General features: G+C 42.4%; 11 protein-coding genes and 1 pseudogene. 8 read left to right on the top strand and 4 right to left on the bottom strand.

The window, feature by feature from the left end:
- Nucleotides 1–95: 95 nt before the first annotated feature.
- Nucleotides 96–1,226 carry a tetratricopeptide repeat protein gene (locus RMZ43_RS01545; protein ID WP_322653319.1) on the top strand — a complete coding sequence of 377 codons (1,131 nt, stop codon included), beginning with the start codon at nt 96–98 and terminating at the stop codon, nt 1,224–1,226.
- A 266-nt stretch (nt 1,227–1,492) separates the two neighbouring features.
- On the opposite strand, the gene RMZ43_RS01540 is transcribed toward RMZ43_RS01545, so the two are convergent.
- Both RMZ43_RS01540 and RMZ43_RS01535 read right to left on the bottom strand, forming a co-directional pair.
- Nucleotides 1,493–2,188, bottom strand: a complete 696-nt coding sequence (locus RMZ43_RS01540) for a potassium channel family protein (protein WP_322645848.1) — start codon at nt 2,186–2,188, stop codon at nt 1,493–1,495.
- A 181-nt stretch (nt 2,189–2,369) separates the two neighbouring features.
- Nucleotides 2,370–3,707 (bottom strand): TrkH family potassium uptake protein, encoded by a 1,338-nt coding sequence (locus RMZ43_RS01535; protein ID WP_322653320.1) that lies wholly within the window; start codon nt 3,705–3,707, stop codon nt 2,370–2,372.
- A 230-nt stretch (nt 3,708–3,937) separates the two neighbouring features.
- On the opposite strand from RMZ43_RS01535, the gene RMZ43_RS01530 reads away from it, so the two are divergent.
- The 3 genes from RMZ43_RS01530 to RMZ43_RS01520 all read left to right on the top strand — a co-directional run bounded on the left by RMZ43_RS01530 (nt 3,938) and on the right by RMZ43_RS01520 (nt 7,111).
- Nucleotides 3,938–4,780 (top strand): methyltransferase domain-containing protein, encoded by an 843-nt coding sequence (locus tag RMZ43_RS01530; RefSeq protein WP_322653321.1) that lies wholly within the window; start codon nt 3,938–3,940, stop codon nt 4,778–4,780.
- 363 nt (nt 4,781–5,143) lie between these two features.
- Entirely contained in the window at nt 5,144–5,926 is a 783-nt protein-coding gene (locus tag RMZ43_RS01525; protein ID WP_322654163.1) for an ABC transporter ATP-binding protein, read from the top strand.
- Between the two features lie 144 nt (nt 5,927–6,070).
- Entirely contained in the window at nt 6,071–7,111 is a 1,041-nt protein-coding gene (locus RMZ43_RS01520) for a methyltransferase (protein ID WP_322654162.1), read from the top strand.
- A 35-nt stretch (nt 7,112–7,146) separates the two neighbouring features.
- On the opposite strand, the gene RMZ43_RS01515 is transcribed toward RMZ43_RS01520, so the two are convergent.
- Complete coding sequence (locus tag RMZ43_RS01515; protein WP_322645843.1) at nt 7,147–7,809, bottom strand: GIY-YIG nuclease family protein; 663 nt, start codon at nt 7,807–7,809, stop codon at nt 7,147–7,149.
- A 123-nt stretch (nt 7,810–7,932) separates the two neighbouring features.
- Here RMZ43_RS01515 and RMZ43_RS01510 point away from each other — a divergent pair, with 123 nt between their 5' ends.
- Nucleotides 7,933–8,862, top strand: a complete 930-nt coding sequence (locus tag RMZ43_RS01510; RefSeq protein ID WP_322645842.1) for a carbohydrate ABC transporter permease — start codon at nt 7,933–7,935, stop codon at nt 8,860–8,862.
- Nucleotides 8,863–8,906: 44 nt separating this feature from the next.
- A pseudogene (locus RMZ43_RS01505) lies at nt 8,907–9,698 on the top strand (Rpn family recombination-promoting nuclease/putative transposase).
- Nucleotides 9,699–9,719: 21 nt separating this feature from the next.
- Here RMZ43_RS01505 and RMZ43_RS01500 read toward each other — a convergent pair.
- A complete protein-coding gene (locus RMZ43_RS01500) occupies nt 9,720–15,515 on the bottom strand; it encodes a translocation/assembly module TamB domain-containing protein (RefSeq protein ID WP_322654161.1) in 5,796 nt (1,931 codons plus the stop codon).
- A gap of 264 nt (nt 15,516–15,779) precedes the next feature.
- Between RMZ43_RS01500 and RMZ43_RS01495 the strand changes: the two genes are divergently transcribed.
- Entirely contained in the window at nt 15,780–16,208 is a 429-nt protein-coding gene (locus RMZ43_RS01495) for a DUF3110 domain-containing protein (RefSeq protein ID WP_322654160.1), read from the top strand.
- Nucleotides 16,209–16,440: 232 nt separating this feature from the next.
- Nucleotides 16,441–17,367 carry an N-acetylmuramic acid 6-phosphate etherase gene (murQ, locus tag RMZ43_RS01490; protein ID WP_322645839.1) on the top strand — a complete coding sequence of 309 codons (927 nt, stop codon included), beginning with the start codon at nt 16,441–16,443 and terminating at the stop codon, nt 17,365–17,367.
- Nucleotides 17,368–17,373 lie beyond the last annotated feature (6 nt).

The following is a 17,373-nucleotide window of genomic DNA, read 5'->3' as shown; positions in this document are numbered from 1 at the left end:
TTTATTAATAAGGGTGTTTTTGATTTGTAATTTCTCATGCTGTGGTGGGTACTCTGACTTATAACGATCCAAGCATAAGTACAGGTCTACCACTCATGTCTAAAAAATCTCAACTGGAACAGTGGTTACATTGGTTATTTCAGGTGACATTTCACCGAAGCCCTGTTCAGCAAGAATCTTTGCTCAAACTTCTGTTTGCTTCCTCTGCGTTTTTAGTCTTGGCTGCATCGGCAATTACTAATTTTCCAGAAAGTAAGGTGCTAGCAGAAACCGCAGTTTCTCAAAATCTTGAGGCAGCGAGCTTTTTTCAGCAAGGAGTCACGCGCTATAACCGCCAAGACTTACAAGGTGCAGAATATGCCTTTCGCCAAGCGTTGCAGCTAGATCCAAGTCTTGCAGCAGCCCGAAATTTTTTGGGTAATATATTTATGCAGCAAAATCGCCTAGATGTAGCTTTACAAGAATATACAGAGGCGATTAAAGCTAATCCCAACTTTAGCGAAGCTTATTACAACTTAGGGTTAGTGTTGCACCAACAAGGAGAAAAAGAGGCAGCAATTATAGCTTACCGCCAAAGTCTTGTGATAGATCCCACAAGGGCAGCAGCGCTGTATAATCTGGGTTTGGCGTTGTATGAACAAGGGCAGCTTGAGGATGCGATCGCAGCATACCAAAAAGCAATTAATCTAGATAGCAGTAACGCCAACGCTTATTTTAACTTAGCGATCGCCTTGCAACAACAAGGTCAAATTGAGCCTGCGATCGCCAGTTATCGCCAAGCCTTGCAGCTAGATCCTAAAAATGCCACAGCTTACAACAATATGGCAAATTTGCTAGCAATTCATGGTCAAGCTGATGAGGCTATTTCCGTTTATCGGCAAGCTATTCGCCTAAATCCGAAAAATGCCTCAGCCTACTATAACTTGGGAGTCACTTTATATAATCAGGGCGACATCAAAAAAGCTAGTAGAGTCTTGAACTATGCCCATAACAAGTATCGTGAGCAAGGGAATATTGAACAAGCTGAAAAAATTAAGCAGCTAATGCAGCAAATTGCCCAGAAAATTGGACAACAGCAGCCTCAACCCAGTCAAACAGCTACTACAAATAATTTAATACAAACACTTAAGCGACAAATGCCAAATCAACCAGAAACTCCAGCGAACCCTGGCAATGTGCCTGCCTCAATTGAATTCCAGCCTATTTTAACAAGTCCTGGACAATAAAAAACTCAGAGTTAGAAATAAAAAAACAAGTCATACGCCAGGCGTCAGAATTTAGCATCAATTCTGGAAACTGGCGCTTTTATTTTCCTTGAACCTATCCCACTATTCTAAAAATCTCTACTTCTTTTCGTAAAATGTGCTTGAAAACCTTGATTTTTCGTTTTCAGTTCTCAATTAACTTAAGCTTTGTAGCACAAATATTATTAGTGGGATAGGTTCTTGATAGTTAATAATTCCTAACTCCTAACTCTCAACTCCTAACTTTTTTAAATCGGCAAACGATTGATATCTTTGTTGCAGCCAATAACTACCATTGCCGATCCACGCTCTAAACGTTTTGTAGGGTCAGGATTAATTATAAATTTACCATCCTGGCTCACTGCTAGCAAATTTAACCCGTAGCGGTTACGAAGTTGAAGCTCAGTAATTGTTTTGCCGTGAAATTCATCAGGTACAATCAACTCTACAATGCTGTTATCTGGGTCTAGATCAAACCGATCTAAGATTGCTGGTTTGGTAAGTGTACGCGCTAAGGCACAACCAGCTTCATACTCAGGAAAAACAACATGATCTGCTCCTACTCGCCGCAACAGTTTACGGTGAACTTCACTAGAAGCTTTGGCTACGACGTGGGGTACACCAGCCTCTTTCACATTTAGGGTAGTTATAATACTTTCCTGAACGTAGTTGCCAATCGCTACAATTACAGTATCAAATTCAAAAATTCCAGCTTCTTTGAGTGCGGCTGATTCTGTAGAGTCTAGTTGCAAAGCATGACCAACGATTCCCTCAGTTAATGCTTCTGAAACTCGTTTTTCATCAATATCTGTTGCCAGTACTTGATAACCAAAATTGTGCAGCGTGGAACATACAGACCTACCAAAGCGACCTAACCCAATTACAGCAAATTGGTGGTTATCTTTACGTAAACTGCGAAAAAAACTTAATGATGACAGATTCACCGTTGTTATCCTTATTATGGCTCCCTGTATTTAGGGCAAAAAACGGTTATACCGCTTGAATTAAAAATTTTATTTTTTGCCTTCAAATGTATATGTTATCAGTTTAGTCATTAGTCATTAGCAGTTGTTAGTTGTCAAAATTATTCTCCTCCCCACTTCTTGTTACTTACCCTCTTTCTAACTATCCCACGAGTAAATTTTCTTCAGGATAGTGAATTCTGGTAGGGCGTGGATCTCCTAGTACAGCAGACATCAGAAGTAAAATACCTACTCGTCCAACGTACATCGTGACAATTAAGATGAGTTTTGCTGTTGTAGAAATACTTGCTGTAATGCCTGTAGAAAGTCCTACAGTGGCGAAGGCTGATACTACTTCAAACAAAATTTGAATAAAATCTAATGTTGGATCTGTGAGGCTTATTAAAATCGTAGCTAAAATTACGGCCGCGACTGAACCCACCAACACACCCACAGCTTTCAAAATTAAAGATATTGCTATTTTGCGATCATACAATAAAACTTCTTCTTTCCCCTGGAGAATAGCTTTAGTGCAACTAGTCAACACTCTCAAGGTTGTTGTTTTCAATCCTCCTCCTGTACCACCTGGACTTGCGCCAAGAAACATTAGTGCAATCGTAATAAATAGACCAGCACTGGTCATTTTGCCAATATCGATGGTGTTAAAACCAGCAGTTCTAGGAGTAACTGATTGGAACCAAGCTACTAATATCTGGCCGCTTAAATTTAGAGAACCAAAAGTTTCAGGGTTTCTGATTTCTATACAAAAAAATGCAACAAATCCTATTAATAATAATATAACAGTTGTGCTGGTTGCAACTTTAAAATCTAGAGAAAATATTTGGTTTTTAATAGATTTTTTAAAAATATGATCGCGCAACCAGAGGTACATTTCCAAAATTACTTGATACCCAATTCCCCCAAAGATAATTAACATTGTGATAGTGAAGACTACTAAGAAGGATGATTGGTAGCTGATTAAGTTATCTTTAAATAAACTAAAACCAGCATTATTCCAAGCATTGATACTATGAAAAATTGCTAACCACAGTCCTTTGCTCCATCCATATTCAGGAACAAAAGCTGGTAAGAGTAAGAATATCCCGGTAATTTCAAAAATTAAAGTTGTGGCAATAATTGAACGAATAACCTGGGCGCTACCACTCATCCCCGGTCGGTCTAAAGCTTGTTGAATAGCTATTTTTTGCCGCATATCAAACCTTCGACCAATGAGCAAAATCAGAAATGTAGTAGTTGTCATGTAGCCCAATCCGCCAATCTGAGCTAATAGGGCAATAAACAACTGACCCCAAAAGGAAAAATAAGTACCAGGATCAACTACTGATAAGCCTGTGACACAAACTGCGGATGTAGATGTGAATAGCGCCACAATCAGGTTATTCCACGTACCATTGTTAACTGAAAAAGGCATCATCAACAGGATAGTGCCCACAGCAATGACAGCCATAAATCCCAAACAAATTGTGCGAGCAACAGTCATAATTATTTAAAATTCAAAAACTTAATCATGCTAGGCATCCAGGAAACATCCGGTATGCAAATGAGAGCAAAGGCAGCTTATTAAGATAAAGTCAGTAAAATTTTCTAGAGAAGAAAAACCGGAGTTTATGATCCCTGCAAACCAAAAGACCTATTTTAATTAAAAACACACATGGTAGCCTAATGTGTATGTTTTTTTAAATTCGGCTTTGTCTTAACACAGCTTTTTTCATGAGCGCAACACTTTACCAGCAAATTCAGCAATTTTACGATGCTTCCTCTGGTCTGTGGGAACAGATTTGGGGCGAACACATGCACCACGGCTATTACGGCGTTGATGGCACCCAGAAAAAAGACCGCCGTCAGGCTCAAATTGATTTAATCGAAGAACTGCTGAATTGGGCAGGGGTACAAACCGCAGACAATATCCTAGATGTGGGTTGTGGTATTGGCGGCAGTTCTTTATACCTAGCACAAAAGTTTAATGCTAAGGCTACAGGCATTACACTGAGTCCTGTACAAGCCGCCAGAGCAACGGAACGCGCAATGGAAGCTAATTTGAGTTTGAGAACAGAATTCCAAGTCGCAAATGCTCAAGCAATGCCCTTTGCTGACGATTCTTTTGACTTGGTTTGGTCGCTAGAAAGCGGTGAACACATGCCAGATAAAACCAAGTTTCTCCAGGAGTGCTACCGAGTATTGAAGCCTGGTGGCAAGTTAATTATGGTGACTTGGTGTCATCGATCAACTGATGAGTTGCCACTAACGGCGGATGAGGAAAAGCATTTGCAGGATATTTATCGGGTGTATTGTTTGCCTTATGTGATTTCTTTGCCAGAGTACGAAGCGATCGCACATCAACTACCATTACATAATATCCGCACCGCCGATTGGTCAACTGCTGTTGCCCCTTTTTGGAACGTGGTGATTGATTCCGCATTCACTCCCCAAGCCTTTTGGGGCTTACTAAATGCTGGTTGGACTACCATCCAAGGGGCATTATCACTGGGATTAATGCGTCGCGGTTATCAGCGTGGGTTAATTCGGTTTGGCTTATTGTGCGGCAATAAGTAAGGACACGTTGCCCTATTCCCTTAAACCCTGTAAGACACGTCACACCTTTGCTACTTGGGCAACTAGTGAAGGGGTGTCTCCTGATAAAGTTGCCCAATGGAGCAACGCGAAAATGTGAGATCATCGCTTTTTGAAGCAGGGGGAGCAGGGAGAGTAAAGAGAGAATTTAGTAACATGCGCTACTATAAATACTTCAAAATACACTTAATTTATTTTTCCTCCCCTGCCTCCCCTGCCTCCCCTGCTTGCCCACCTCACAAAATCGCATTGCTCCCGTTGCCCAGTGAATTGGGGACAGAGTGAAAAGCTTTCTAAATAATCAACTCACTGTAAAATTAAGTTTCTAATTTTTGAATATTTGAAATGCCACTCGAACTGCAAAACCTCACAGGCGGTTACACATTAGTACCAATTGTTCAAAATATTAATCTCACTCTGCAAACAGGAGAATGGTTGAGTTTAGTTGGTGCTAATGGCTCAGGTAAATCTACTGTACTCAAATTGCTGAGTCGTATTCTCTCCCCACAGCAGGGAACAGTGCTACTTGATGGCAAAGCAATTCACTCTCAGCCCCCAAATCTAGTTGCACAGAAACTGGCATTATTACCGCAACAACAAACGGTTCCTGTTGGCTTAACAGTGCGACAATTAGTAAGCTTAGGACGCACACCACATCAATCTTGGTGGCAATGGGAATTAACCGCCCAAGATTGGGGCAAAGTGGAAGCTGCAATTGAAAAAACGCAATTAGAAAAATTTAGCGATCGCTTAATCGAACATCTCTCAGGTGGTGAAAGGCAACGAGCTTTTTTAGCTCTAGCACTAGCGCAAGAACCAAAAGTTTTACTATTAGATGAACCGACAACTTTTTTAGATATTAACTATCAATTGCAACTATTAGAACTGCTTAAAGAACTGAATCAGCAGCAGGGATTAACTATTATCACAGTTTTACACGAACTCAATTTAGCGGCCCGGTATAGTTCCCGCATTGCATTATTAAAACAGGGTCATATTTGGGAAGTTGGTACACCTGAAGAAGTTCTAACACCGAATGCGATCGCCCAAGTATTTGGTGTAGAATCTGTGATTATTCAGACACCCGTTGGTTTACAAGTTTATGCCATTTGTGCTGTGTCATTATAACTCGATTACGCTTACTGCCGAGCTTGGAGGTACTGTTAGCAGTAGAGCAGGGCATTCGTTACCTGTGTCAACACAAAATCAAGGTGGGGATGAAGACTTTAACGGACTTTCGTTATTACTAAACAAAGGAAAAAATCAATCAATATGACTCAAATAGATGTAACCTTTAATGCTGAACTACCTCCACCCATTGCCATGCTACAAATGATTTCTGGCTTTTGGGTGTCACAGGCAATCTATATCGCTGCAAAGCTTGGTATTGCCGACTACCTCCAAGAACAACCCAAAACTGTCGAGGAACTGGCTGCAATCACCGAAACGCATCCACCATCTCTCTACCGCTTACTGCGTGCCCTTGCCAGTGTGGGTATATTTGCTGAGGATGAAAACCGCCGCTTTGCCTTAACGCCCTTAGCGGCAACCTTGCAAACAGATACTCCTGGTTCTTTACGTTTTTTTGCAATCTCCGAACTGGGACAAGTCCATTACTTGGGCTGGGGAAACCTGCTACACAGCGTCAAAACTGGCGAAATTGCTTTTGATAACGTCGCTGGCATGAATATTTGGGATTACTACGCTCAAAATCCTGAAGCTGGCAAACTCTTTGATCGGTCAATGACCAATGTGACCGCTACAGTACTAGAAGCAATTATAAATAACTATGATTTCTCTTCATTTAACACTGTGGTGGATGTCGGAGGCGGACAGGGTAGTTTAATTACTACCATACTCAAAGCTAATCTAAAACTCAAAGGCATTCTCTTTGATGTACCGAAGGTGATAGAGAATGCAAAACCTCGCTTGCAAGGAGAAAATTTTGCAGATCGTTGCACAACTATTGCAGGAAACTTTTTTGAATCAGTACCATCTGGTGGTGATGCTTATCTGCTCAAGTTCATCATTCATGACTGGGATGATGAAAAATCCCTTGTGATTCTGAAGAACTGTCATCAAGCGATGCCAGAAGATGGCAAACTCTTGCTTTTTGAACAAGTAATTACCCCTGGTAATAACCCATCCTCATCCTTTGGCAAGCTTATCGACCTGAATATGCTGGTGATGACAGGTGGATGCGAACGCACTGAAGGCGAATATCGATCGCTTTTAGCATCAGCAGGCTTCAAACTCACTCGCATCGTTCCCACTTCTTTACCAATAAACGTCATTGAAGCAGTAAAGCTATAGGACTAGGGGCTAACGCTCTCTGAAGAAACCTCATCCTAAAACTTGGTTTCTTGTGTCTGTGCGTCAATAATTACACTCCAATCATCATTTGTCACAGCAGCTTCAAGCTGACGCTGACGTTCGGCCATAGTCGCATCTATTGTTTCTGATTCTTTAGAAAGGGTTGTGTCAGCCATTGCTTTCCGCAGTTTTAGCTTTTTCTCTTCGTAGGCTTGACGTTCCACCTCTGACATTACGGCCTTGGCAGCTTCCCCTACCGTACCAGCCCACATATCGCCATCAGTTGCATTACCAGGTGGTATACTTTCGAGTTCTGCTATCCACGCATCTCTCAAATCTTCCATTTCTTGACGCTTGGGGAACTTGAACGCTTGCACACGTACAAAAGCACATTTTTGCTGACCATTTTGACTGACATGACTATTTAGAGAAAGCAACACATTCCGAGAATAGCCAATGTACTGCACCTGGCGTTCTGCGTCTAATACTGCGTAAACACCTGCAATTTTAGCGTTCTGAGCAGATGCACTCCAAGCCTCAAGCTCAATAATTTCAGTACCATCGTTTGCCAGTTCAGGGGTTATACTCACCTCAGTAGCGGTGTGTTCGTCGTCAGAACTATACAAAAATTCATGCAGTCCACGGTGGTTTATGGGAACATTTTGATGTTCAATTGGCGGGTTGTGTTGAGTTTCCATCGTAATTCTCTCCGAATTATTAATTAGCGCTACGCAAATATATCCCTTTAGAATATTGAAGCTTAAATCTACTCACATCTCCAAATTCTTGCTGACAAACTGAAAACAACTATTAGACCTTATATGAATCAATTAACACCTAAAAATTGGATATTCATCAAACAGCGACTAACCCCTTATTTATTTTTACTACCCGCCTTAATTCTTTTGGCGTTAACAGTCTTTTGGCCTGCACTGCAAGCGTTTTACCTCAGCTTTACCAGCTACGAAGATATTGCCCAGCCGCCACAATGGATCGGTTTTGCCAACTTCCTCAAGCTTTGGAAGGATGCAGTTTTTTGGAAAACCTTGGAAAACACTTTTCTATATCTTGTGGGTGTAGTCCCAATTTTAGTAATTGCTCCCTTAGTGCTGGCAATTTTGGTAAATCAGAAACTGCGGGGGATGAATTGGTTTAGATCCGCATATTACACCCCAGTGGTAATTTCAATGGTGGTTGCCGGAATAGCTTGGAAATGGCTGTATGCAGAAAACGGATTACTGAATCAATTTTTGAAAGCTTTGGGCCTTTTTCCAGAAGGCATTCCTTGGTTAACTAGCCCAGAAAAAATTTTTGGTATTGTACCAATTTCTCTTGCTAGTGTTATGGCTGTCACCGTGTGGAAAGGGCTAGGCTACTACATGGTGATTTATTTAGCGGGGTTGCAATCTATTCCTGCTGATGTGTACGAAGCTGCTGCGATCGATGGTTCTGATGGTATCAGTAAACATTGGGATATTACCATACCTTTGATGAAGCCGTATTTAGCATTAGTGGCGGTGATTTCGGCTATTTCTGCCACCAAAGTATTTGAAGAAGTATATATTATGACACAAGGGGGGCCACTTAATAGCTCAAAAACGATTGTTTATTATTTATACGAGCAAGCTTTTGGTAACTTGGAAATCAGCTATGCTTGCACAATTGGTTTAGTGCTATTTCTGATAATTTTAGGATTATCAATTTTACGATTAATTATCAATCAAGAGGGGGGCGATAATATCAACATCTAATATTTACTTATGAATATATCAAAATATTTAAACATCCAGAGTGCATGAAAACAGACACGATTTTTTACACTTTATTTCAAACTCTTCCAGGTGTCTTATTTGAACTTTTGGAACAATCTGAATTCCTGGCGTTGCACTACCAATTTACCTCGGTAGAAATAAAAGAACTAGCACGCCGTATCGATGGTTTATTCGTACCCAAACCTGACTTTCCAGAATATCCAATCTATTTTGTTGAGGTACAGTTTCAGCGCGATGATGATATTTATTGGCGAATAATAACAGAGGCTTTCCTGTATATAAATCAATATAAACCTCAATGTCGTTGGCAAGCGGTATTACTTTTTGCTCAACGCAGTCTCGACCCAGGCGTGCCATTCATTTATTAAACATCATTGGCTCAACAGCAAATTCGGATAATTTATTTAGATGAGTTAGATGATGTCCCATTGTCTTCGATTGGGCTAGGTGTGATTAAGTTAGTAGTTGCAACAGAAGATAAAGCCGTACAGCAAGCGAAAAACTTGATAAATCAAGTACAGCAAACGGATGAAGCTAACCGTAGCAATCTCTTAGAATTAGTAGAGAGAATGCTTATCTATAAATTTGTAAACAAAACTCAGCAGGAGTTGGAAGCGATGTTTGGATTAACTGATTGGAGACAAACTAAATTTTACCAAGAAGTAAAGGAAGAAACAAAGCTGGAGACTATACCCCGTCTGCTTAAGTTTGGTTTAAGTATAGAGCAAATCGCCCAAGCATTAGAATTGAATGTTGAACAGGTACGACAAGCTATTGAGAAGCAAGGAGAAGAGGGAACAGGAACTAATTCATAATTTAAAATTAAAGAGATTTATTTAAAACCGTGTTTGATACTCCACTACTGCACGACTATCATCGGTTAAGTTAGTGGAAGCGCGGACACGAAACTTATCGTTTATTCGGTAGTTAACACCCCACTGAAAGGGGTCATTTGTTGTCAAAATTTTGATGCTGGAAACCGAGATTTTAGAAGAAATATCAACCCCAGCCTCTGCTGCTAATTCCAAAGTTGAACTGCTCCTTCCAGCTTCGGGATTATCAGAAATAACGGTAGGAAATATCCGGAGTTCACTTAAGCCAAAGCTACTCCCAATCTGGTTAAAAGCTGACTGAAAATTGTTGAACACAGCCGAACCTGCGATGTTAATCAAACCTAAAGTACTGTCACCTCGTCCTTGGGTGTCTACAAACCCACCTCCTAAAAGTGCCACAATTTCGGTTTGACTACGTGACGGACTACTTGTTAGTTCTAGATTTTCGTTCAGTTTGCTGGCTAGACCGTTAATAGTGGCTTCGACTCGAACACTCTCTAATGCTGATAAACCTGTGGTATTTACCCGGCTGAAGTCATTACTTTGGGTTACGTCCAGTACCTTGGCATATAGCCGAATATCTAAGTTGGGATCACGGGGTTGAGAGGGACTAAAAGTTGCGGTGTGTGTATAGCCACGAGCAAGATTAAATTGGGTAGTAAATAAATTTACTCCACCTTGTTCTAGTCGGATAGTACCATCGGGTATTGGCTGATTGATTGAGCCGTTAACTATGAGATTACCAGTTGCGCGGAAACTGAGAATAGGTGGACGGGTAATTTCGACGTTTTTACCGAGTTCTAAATCTAAATTATTAAATCTAGCAACCGTATTTACCGTCCCATTCCCAATTTGAGATTTACTCTGCTTATTGGCTTTTGTAGGCGATACGCCAATACCACTATTTGCAGATGAAGCGGTGCTGGTAGATTCTGCTAGCAATACCTGACCATCAAATAAATTTACTTTACCGCCAATTACTGGGTTAAGGGCAGAACCAGTAATCTGTAAATTGCCGCTAGCACCACCCAAGTAAAGTCCCTTCAGATTTAACGCTAGCTGATCGAGATTAACTCTCAAGGGATTGTTGATAGTGTTGTCATTGTTGAAAATGGGAATTTCTCCAGCAGCTTCTACCTTTCCACGGCTAAATCGACCCTGAAGATTTTCTACTAAGATGGTATCAAAATTAAACAGAACTTTACCCGTAACATGTCTTACTTTACCTGGCAAAGCTTGGGCTGAAAAAGTAGCATTATTAATAGTAGCAGTTCCATTTACTTCGGGTTTTTGCAATGTTCCGCGTACCTTGAGGTCTACTTCTCCTTCACCTTTTTCAAATACCACTTGATTAGTCAATACGTTTAACAGCGCTAATCCCTCATTTTCTAACTTCATGTCTAAATTGATTTGCTCACTGTCTGGTGCAACGGTTGCAAAAGGCAATTTATAAGGGATGCTACCAGTAATATCAACAGGTTTTGGCCCAGCAACTGCTACCGTACTACCAAAGTTTAAGCGTCCGTTGGCATAGCTGAAACTTGCGATCGCTGAATCTATTTTATTTTGATTCAATAATCCTTCTGTGATTTGCAATTCTCCTCTAGCTTGGGGATTAGCAATGCTGCCTGCTAAGGCTGCTGTACCGTTAAGATTACCTCTGATTCCAACTGGTAGTTTGACAAAATTATTCAGTACTTGTACTGGCAAATTATTCACCCGCAACTGTCCAGATTGTTCATCACCGCCAACGTTACCCGTAAAGGCAATCAACCTGTTTGCAGATTCAAGCCGTAAAGGTCGCAAACTCAAAACACCATTTTCAAAGTTACCTTCGGCAATCACTTTGTCGGCAGTATAATAACGATTCAGTTCTTCCTTTTTACCCCAGGCAAAGTCTTGTCCATTCAAATTAAAATCTACTGATAATCCATTGGCTGTAGCTGTATTTACAGCCACTTCCCCGTTGAAAGTTCCTTTTAAGTCTGCCAAATCTGGTATAGGAGTGGAATTAAGTCGCTGTTCTTCCTGTTGTTCTACCAAAGCTTCAATTTCAGAAAACCGTTGGATTTGGGTTAATAAAGGTTGATTTGGCGCTCCTTGGGGGGTGGTGGTTAGATCCTCTGCTGTGCCGTAGATTTCTGCTGAACCACCTGGCAAGTTTTGTAAATCAAATATCTGCGCTACCGTTAGAACATCTTGGATCTCTCCCTGGTTGACGTTCAGTTTACCTTGTAGTTGAGGGCCTTTAGGACTTTGATCAAAACTACCGACAAAAGCGTAGCTACTTTTGCCTTTGACAAATTCACTACTGGTAAGTGTGCCTTTCCCATCACTGTAGCGGAATTGAGCAGCTAAACGATCGCCTTTAAGCCGCCCAATTTGTGGATTAGCGATCGCTAAATTCCCTGTTGCTGCCAATGTCTGCTGATTAAATAGCAAATCTCCAGTTAACAAACCAGCTATCTTACCAGTACCCAGTCGAGTAATTGCTGGCGGAGTCAAATTCAATATTTGTAAGGGAAAATTTGCAAGTTTGAGCGTCCAATCATTACCTTGAGCATTACCTGTAGCTGATGCTTGCTGCCATTTTACTAAGAAGGATTTCGGGCGATTATTAGCATCTAAATTGAAGGCCAGGCGATCTCTATTACCCGCCAAGTTCAAATTTAACCCGCGTCCCTGTGCTGAATCGATATTTCCACTTAACAACGGTTCAAAAGCAATATTTTGAACAACTAAGTCTCGTAAATTAATTTGCCCTACCACATTTGGCAAGGGTAGCTTACCAGTTATTTGTCCATTAAAATCTACTCTTCCTGCCACAGCAACCTGATTAGGAAGATTGATTGGTAACTGTTTTAAGTTGTAATTCTGGGCTTGGACATTGAGATTTAATGCAGTAATTTCCGGTATACCTGCCTTTCTTGCATTGGCTAATATGTTACCAGTAACACTTAAACCAGGAGCAGTTGCTCGTTCAATGGTCAGCCTTTCACCACTCCAAGCGATCGCAGCATTCAAGGGTCGCTCAAGACCAGGGATACCTTGGGATAATTGCACCTGTCCAGCAGCACGTACATCAGCTAATTTGGATGAGCCAAACTTGCCAGCTAATTGCAACTGACCGCCAAACTGACCCCGCAATTGCTGATTTAACCGATTTAATTCCAAACCGGAAGCATTAACTACAGCTTGATAGCGACCATTAGCCAACTGGATATTAGAGGCTGCGATCGTTCCATCGGCAAGATTCACCCGTCCCTGACCACTGGCTTGGATAGTTTGCGGTTGAAAGGACTCAACAGAACCCGCCACGTTTGCTTGACCAGTTAACGTCCCTCGAAACTGCGGTGGTACTGCTGCTAGCTGCTGCAACGGGACATTATTTGCTTGAACTTGCGCCTGATATGCACCATTAGCTACTTGAATATTAGAGGCTGTAATAATTCCACGCGCAACATTTATCTGTGCTTGACCGTTGGCTTGAATATTTTGCAGCTTAAAAGAGTCAACAGAACCCGCGACGTTTGCTTGACCAGTTAACGCTCCTTGGAACTGCTTTGGTACTGTTGCCAACTGCTGCACAGGAACATTATTTGCTTGAACTTGCGCCTGATATGTACCATTAGCTACTTGAATATTAGAAGCTGTAACTGTACCACCCCCAATAGCAAGACGACCCTCGCCACTGCCACGGAGGGTTTTCAGGCTGAAATTATCTCTGTTGCCTGCGATTTGGAACGTACCCGCCAATGGGTTATTTAAAGCTGGGGGAGACTGTTTTAATATTTGTCCCAACCGCACACCATTAGCTACGAGTTGAGCAGAGAAGCTTTGGTCTTGTAGTTGGATATTAGAAACTGCAACTGTACCGCCGCCAATTTGAACTCCTCCACCATCACTGCGAATCGTAGCAATTTTAAATGGTGCTGTGCTGCCTGAGAGAATGAGACGACCATTAAACTGTGCTTCCCCCAAAGAGACATTTTGTAGTTGACTTTTGTCTACAAAGGGTTCCAATTTTACCCCGGAAGCAACAGCCACAGCTTGCCAACGCTGATTGGCGTAACTACCAGTTGCTTGGACTGTACCACCACTTACATTCAGAGCTACATTGCGGAAAGAGACATTGCGATTTGGAGCGATCGCAACTTCACCCGTTCCTGGGTAAGTCCCGTTAGGAGCCTGGTATTGTACCGCCGTTTGGGCATTTGTGGGAGGGCCAGTTAGTTGGGCAGTACCTGAGACATTGCCGATTTGAAAGTTGGGTGTTATGTCATAAACTTTTGCGATCGCATCCCCTGGAACATTCTTGGCAGCGAAATTTATATCCAGTCGCGGATTTTTACCGAGTTGAATTGTCCCAGCGCCCGTGATATCACCACCAACTTTAGCTTTACCTTGAATATCTTTTAGGGTAATTAAAGAGGAACTAGTAGCAAGTTCAAACTTACTACTGATGCTATTAAAATCAACTTTGTCAATCCGAGCAGTTTGAATAGTGGTAACTGTACCTGAGAGAATTGGTTGGGTAGTTGATCCAGTAATTTGCAAATCAGCTTGTACTTGTCCAGCGATCGGCACAGGTAGTTTTACCTTGAGAGTCTCTTGGGCATTAACCAAACTCACCGCATTAACACGCGCTGCCAACTTAAAGCCTGCTTGAGAGTCGATGATTCCCGTAGCCACTAGGGGAATTTTGCCGTAGTTACTAGTAACATTGTTTAACTGCAACTCCGTTCCCTGGAAGCGAAGATTTCCTTGGCTATTGCTCAACAGTTGCGGAACTTTGGGCACTTGAACTGTTACGCCTTGCACAGTGGCGTTGCCATACAATAAAGTCCGTTGTCCTGGTGCTAACCTAACCAACAAGTCGCCATTGGCTCGACCCGCCTGTAAACTCACTGGTAACTTAATTAATCGATAAATATCCGCAGCCAGGAAGTTTTGCGATCGCACTTGAAAGTTCCCTGCTAGCACCCGAGAACGCGTCTCTCCCTGAATAGAAATACTGCCACCACTGTCTGCTAGCCCCCCCACATCAAACCTGATCACCTGGTTATTTGCTAAAAGTTGTGCAGAACCATTGATTTGAGAAAATGTTACCGGAGATAAAGAAGATGAGTCTGAGGAGCGGAGTGAGGGTCGCAACTCTTCCCCCCTGCTCCCCTTCGGGTTCGCCAGTCCCCCATCGTGACGGAGACCGCCAAGACGGGGGCTGGTCTCACCTGCTCCCTGCTCCCTTGCTTCTCCACCTGCTCCCCCTGCCTTCTTCTGCGGCATCAAGGCCAGCTTGGCATTGCGAAACCACAGCTTGTCCAAATCGGTTTTAATAGCAGCGCCTTCACGCGACGGCGCTATATTAGTGGAAACCCAGCGCCCTTGTTTATCCTGTTCAATATAAATATCTGGGTTGACTAAGGTAACATCTAGTTTTAGATGGCGGTTAAAGATTAGTTGTAAAGGGTCAAAACCCACCTCTACAGCTTCAACTGTAGCCCAATCTGGATCTGTGGATGTCGCTGGAATAGCTGAAGCCCCAAACTGCACTCCCGTCAACGAAAATTGTGTGACTTTTCCCAGTTTTACCGGACGGTTGAGTGTAGTTGTGAGGCTTTGTTGTGCTAAAGGTGTTAACTCTGTTTGGACAAAAGTCCACAACCGACAAATACCGACAATAACTCCTAACAGCAAAAGTCCGCCCAAAGCAATGCTACCCCGACTCAACACCAGCAACCATAGACGCTTGCGGATAGGACATGGTGAGAGAATATCTTGATTGGGAGATTTAGTCATTTGCTTTTACAGTATTAATTGCCAGATATTGCTGGCACACACAAGCATTAACTGACACGCTGATTCAGTATGCCATTTCCAGGATACGCTAACTAAACCAAGACCTCATTGGTCAAGTTACGGTATTTGCTTAATCCAATACTTGTGCTTCATAATATTGGCGTTTTCAGGTAAATCTGATCCCAATAGAATGAGAATTGTTCCTGTGACTTTCGCTGAGGCACAACATAGAACTTTAATATGAATAGACCTTAAAAAAGACAGATGATTACACCAATGCGTGTTTTTGTGTTAATTTTTAATGCTCGAACAGAAAATGAGGGAATTCATACCATTCGGGAAGGCGATCGCAATAAAATTCTGATGTTCGAGTCAGAAGACGACGCCACCCGCTTTGCCCTGATGTTAGAAGCTCAGGATTTTCCCTCACCTACACCAGAGCCGATCGATGCTGAGGAAATCAAGGAATTTTGCGAAAGTGCTGGATATGAATGGGAAATCATCCCAGAAAGCAGCAATTTAGTTGTAACTCCCCCAGAACTTAACGTCGAACAAACTGACTGGCAAGCAGACGCTCAGAAGGAGGATACTGTTGAAGACACCTACCCTCTTAATCAACAGCCACTAGAAGAACCAGAATTATCTGATTCTGAACTAGAGAAGATGCGTCGCAAATTAGAAGGATTGTTGTAATTAGTCATTAGTCATCGGTCATTAGTCATTGGTCACTAGTCATTGGTCACTAGTCGCTAATTGACAAAAGACAAATGACATAGACGCTTCTGCGGCTTCTTGCAGGGTAGAACAAATGACATAGACGCGCTAGCGGTGAAGCAGCGCGGTCTTGGGGGTTTCCCCCATGAGCGACTACTGAACCCGAAGGGCTTCCCGCAGGGTAGAACAAATGACAAAGGACAAATGACAAATGACAAACTTGCAGGAACGTGGGCATCTTTTAACCGAGCTGGTAAATCCTAACAGTCTTAACTTAGACCAGCTCAGTTCTCTGGAATTGGTAGAGCTGTTTAATAGCGAAGACCAAAAGGCTCTCGAGGCGGTTGCGGCGGCGAAAATTCAATTGGCACAAGCAATTGATAGCGCCGCAGAGCGTTTGCGCCACGGAGGACGCTTATTTTATATCGGTGCGGGCACAAGTGGCAGGTTAGGAGTGTTAGATGCTGCTGAGTGTCCACCTACTTTTTGTACGCCCCCAGAGTTGGTACAGGGGATTATTGCTGGTGGTGCTGGCGCACTGGTACGCAGTTCGGAAGATTTAGAAGACAGCATCGAAGATGGGGAGGCTGCGATCGCAGGGCGACAAATTACCCAGCTAGATGTCGTAGTCGGCATTACCGCAGGTGGGACAACGCCTTATGTCCACGGTGCGCTTCGTGCTGCTCGTGTGCGAGGAGCCAAGACTATTTTTATCGCCTGTGTTCCCGCAGAACAAGTTAGCTTTGATGCCGATATTGACATTCGCCTATTAACAGGGCCAGAAATAATCGCTGGCTCAACTCGCCTGAAAGCTGGTACGGTCACAAAATTAGCTTTAAATATCCTTTCTACTGGGGTGATGGTCAAACTAGGCAAAGTTTATGGTAATCGCATGGTAGATGTAGCAGTAACAAATCAAAAGTTACGCGATCGCGCCTTGCGAATTTTGCAAGACCTCACAGGTTTAAGTCGAGAAGCAGCTGGTTTTTTATTAGAACGCAGTGGTAAATGGGTTAAGCTAGCGCTATTAATGCACTGGACTGGTTTAGAAAAAGACGAAGGCGATCGGCTTCTTTCAGAACACCAAAGTAATCTTAGGGCAGCTGTTATCAGTTATCAAAACCACAACAAACCTTAAATAAGT

Origin of the sequence: Nostoc sp. CmiVER01 (assembly GCF_034531135.2) — a bacterium.
GTDB lineage: Bacteria > Cyanobacteriota > Cyanobacteriia > Cyanobacteriales > Nostocaceae > Nostoc.
This window is presented reverse-complemented; position numbering and strand designations above follow the sequence as displayed.

Coding starts and splice junctions, on each gene's coding strand:
- RMZ43_RS01545 (WP_322653319.1), top strand. CDS start 96: ATGTCTAAAAAATCTCAACTGGAACAGTGGTTACATTGGTTATTTCAG.
- RMZ43_RS01535 (WP_322653320.1), bottom strand. CDS start 3,707: ATGACTGTTGCTCGCACAATTTGTTTGGGATTTATGGCTGTCATTGCT.
- RMZ43_RS01530 (WP_322653321.1), top strand. CDS start 3,938: ATGAGCGCAACACTTTACCAGCAAATTCAGCAATTTTACGATGCTTCC.
- RMZ43_RS01525 (WP_322654163.1), top strand. CDS start 5,144: ATGCCACTCGAACTGCAAAACCTCACAGGCGGTTACACATTAGTACCA.
- RMZ43_RS01520 (WP_322654162.1), top strand. CDS start 6,071: ATGACTCAAATAGATGTAACCTTTAATGCTGAACTACCTCCACCCATT.
- RMZ43_RS01515 (WP_322645843.1), bottom strand. CDS start 7,809: ATGGAAACTCAACACAACCCGCCAATTGAACATCAAAATGTTCCCATA.
- RMZ43_RS01510 (WP_322645842.1), top strand. CDS start 7,933: ATGAATCAATTAACACCTAAAAATTGGATATTCATCAAACAGCGACTA.
- RMZ43_RS01500 (WP_322654161.1), bottom strand. CDS start 15,515: ATGACTAAATCTCCCAATCAAGATATTCTCTCACCATGTCCTATCCGC.
- RMZ43_RS01495 (WP_322654160.1), top strand. CDS start 15,780: ATGATTACACCAATGCGTGTTTTTGTGTTAATTTTTAATGCTCGAACA.
- murQ (WP_322645839.1), top strand. CDS start 16,441: ATGACAAACTTGCAGGAACGTGGGCATCTTTTAACCGAGCTGGTAAAT.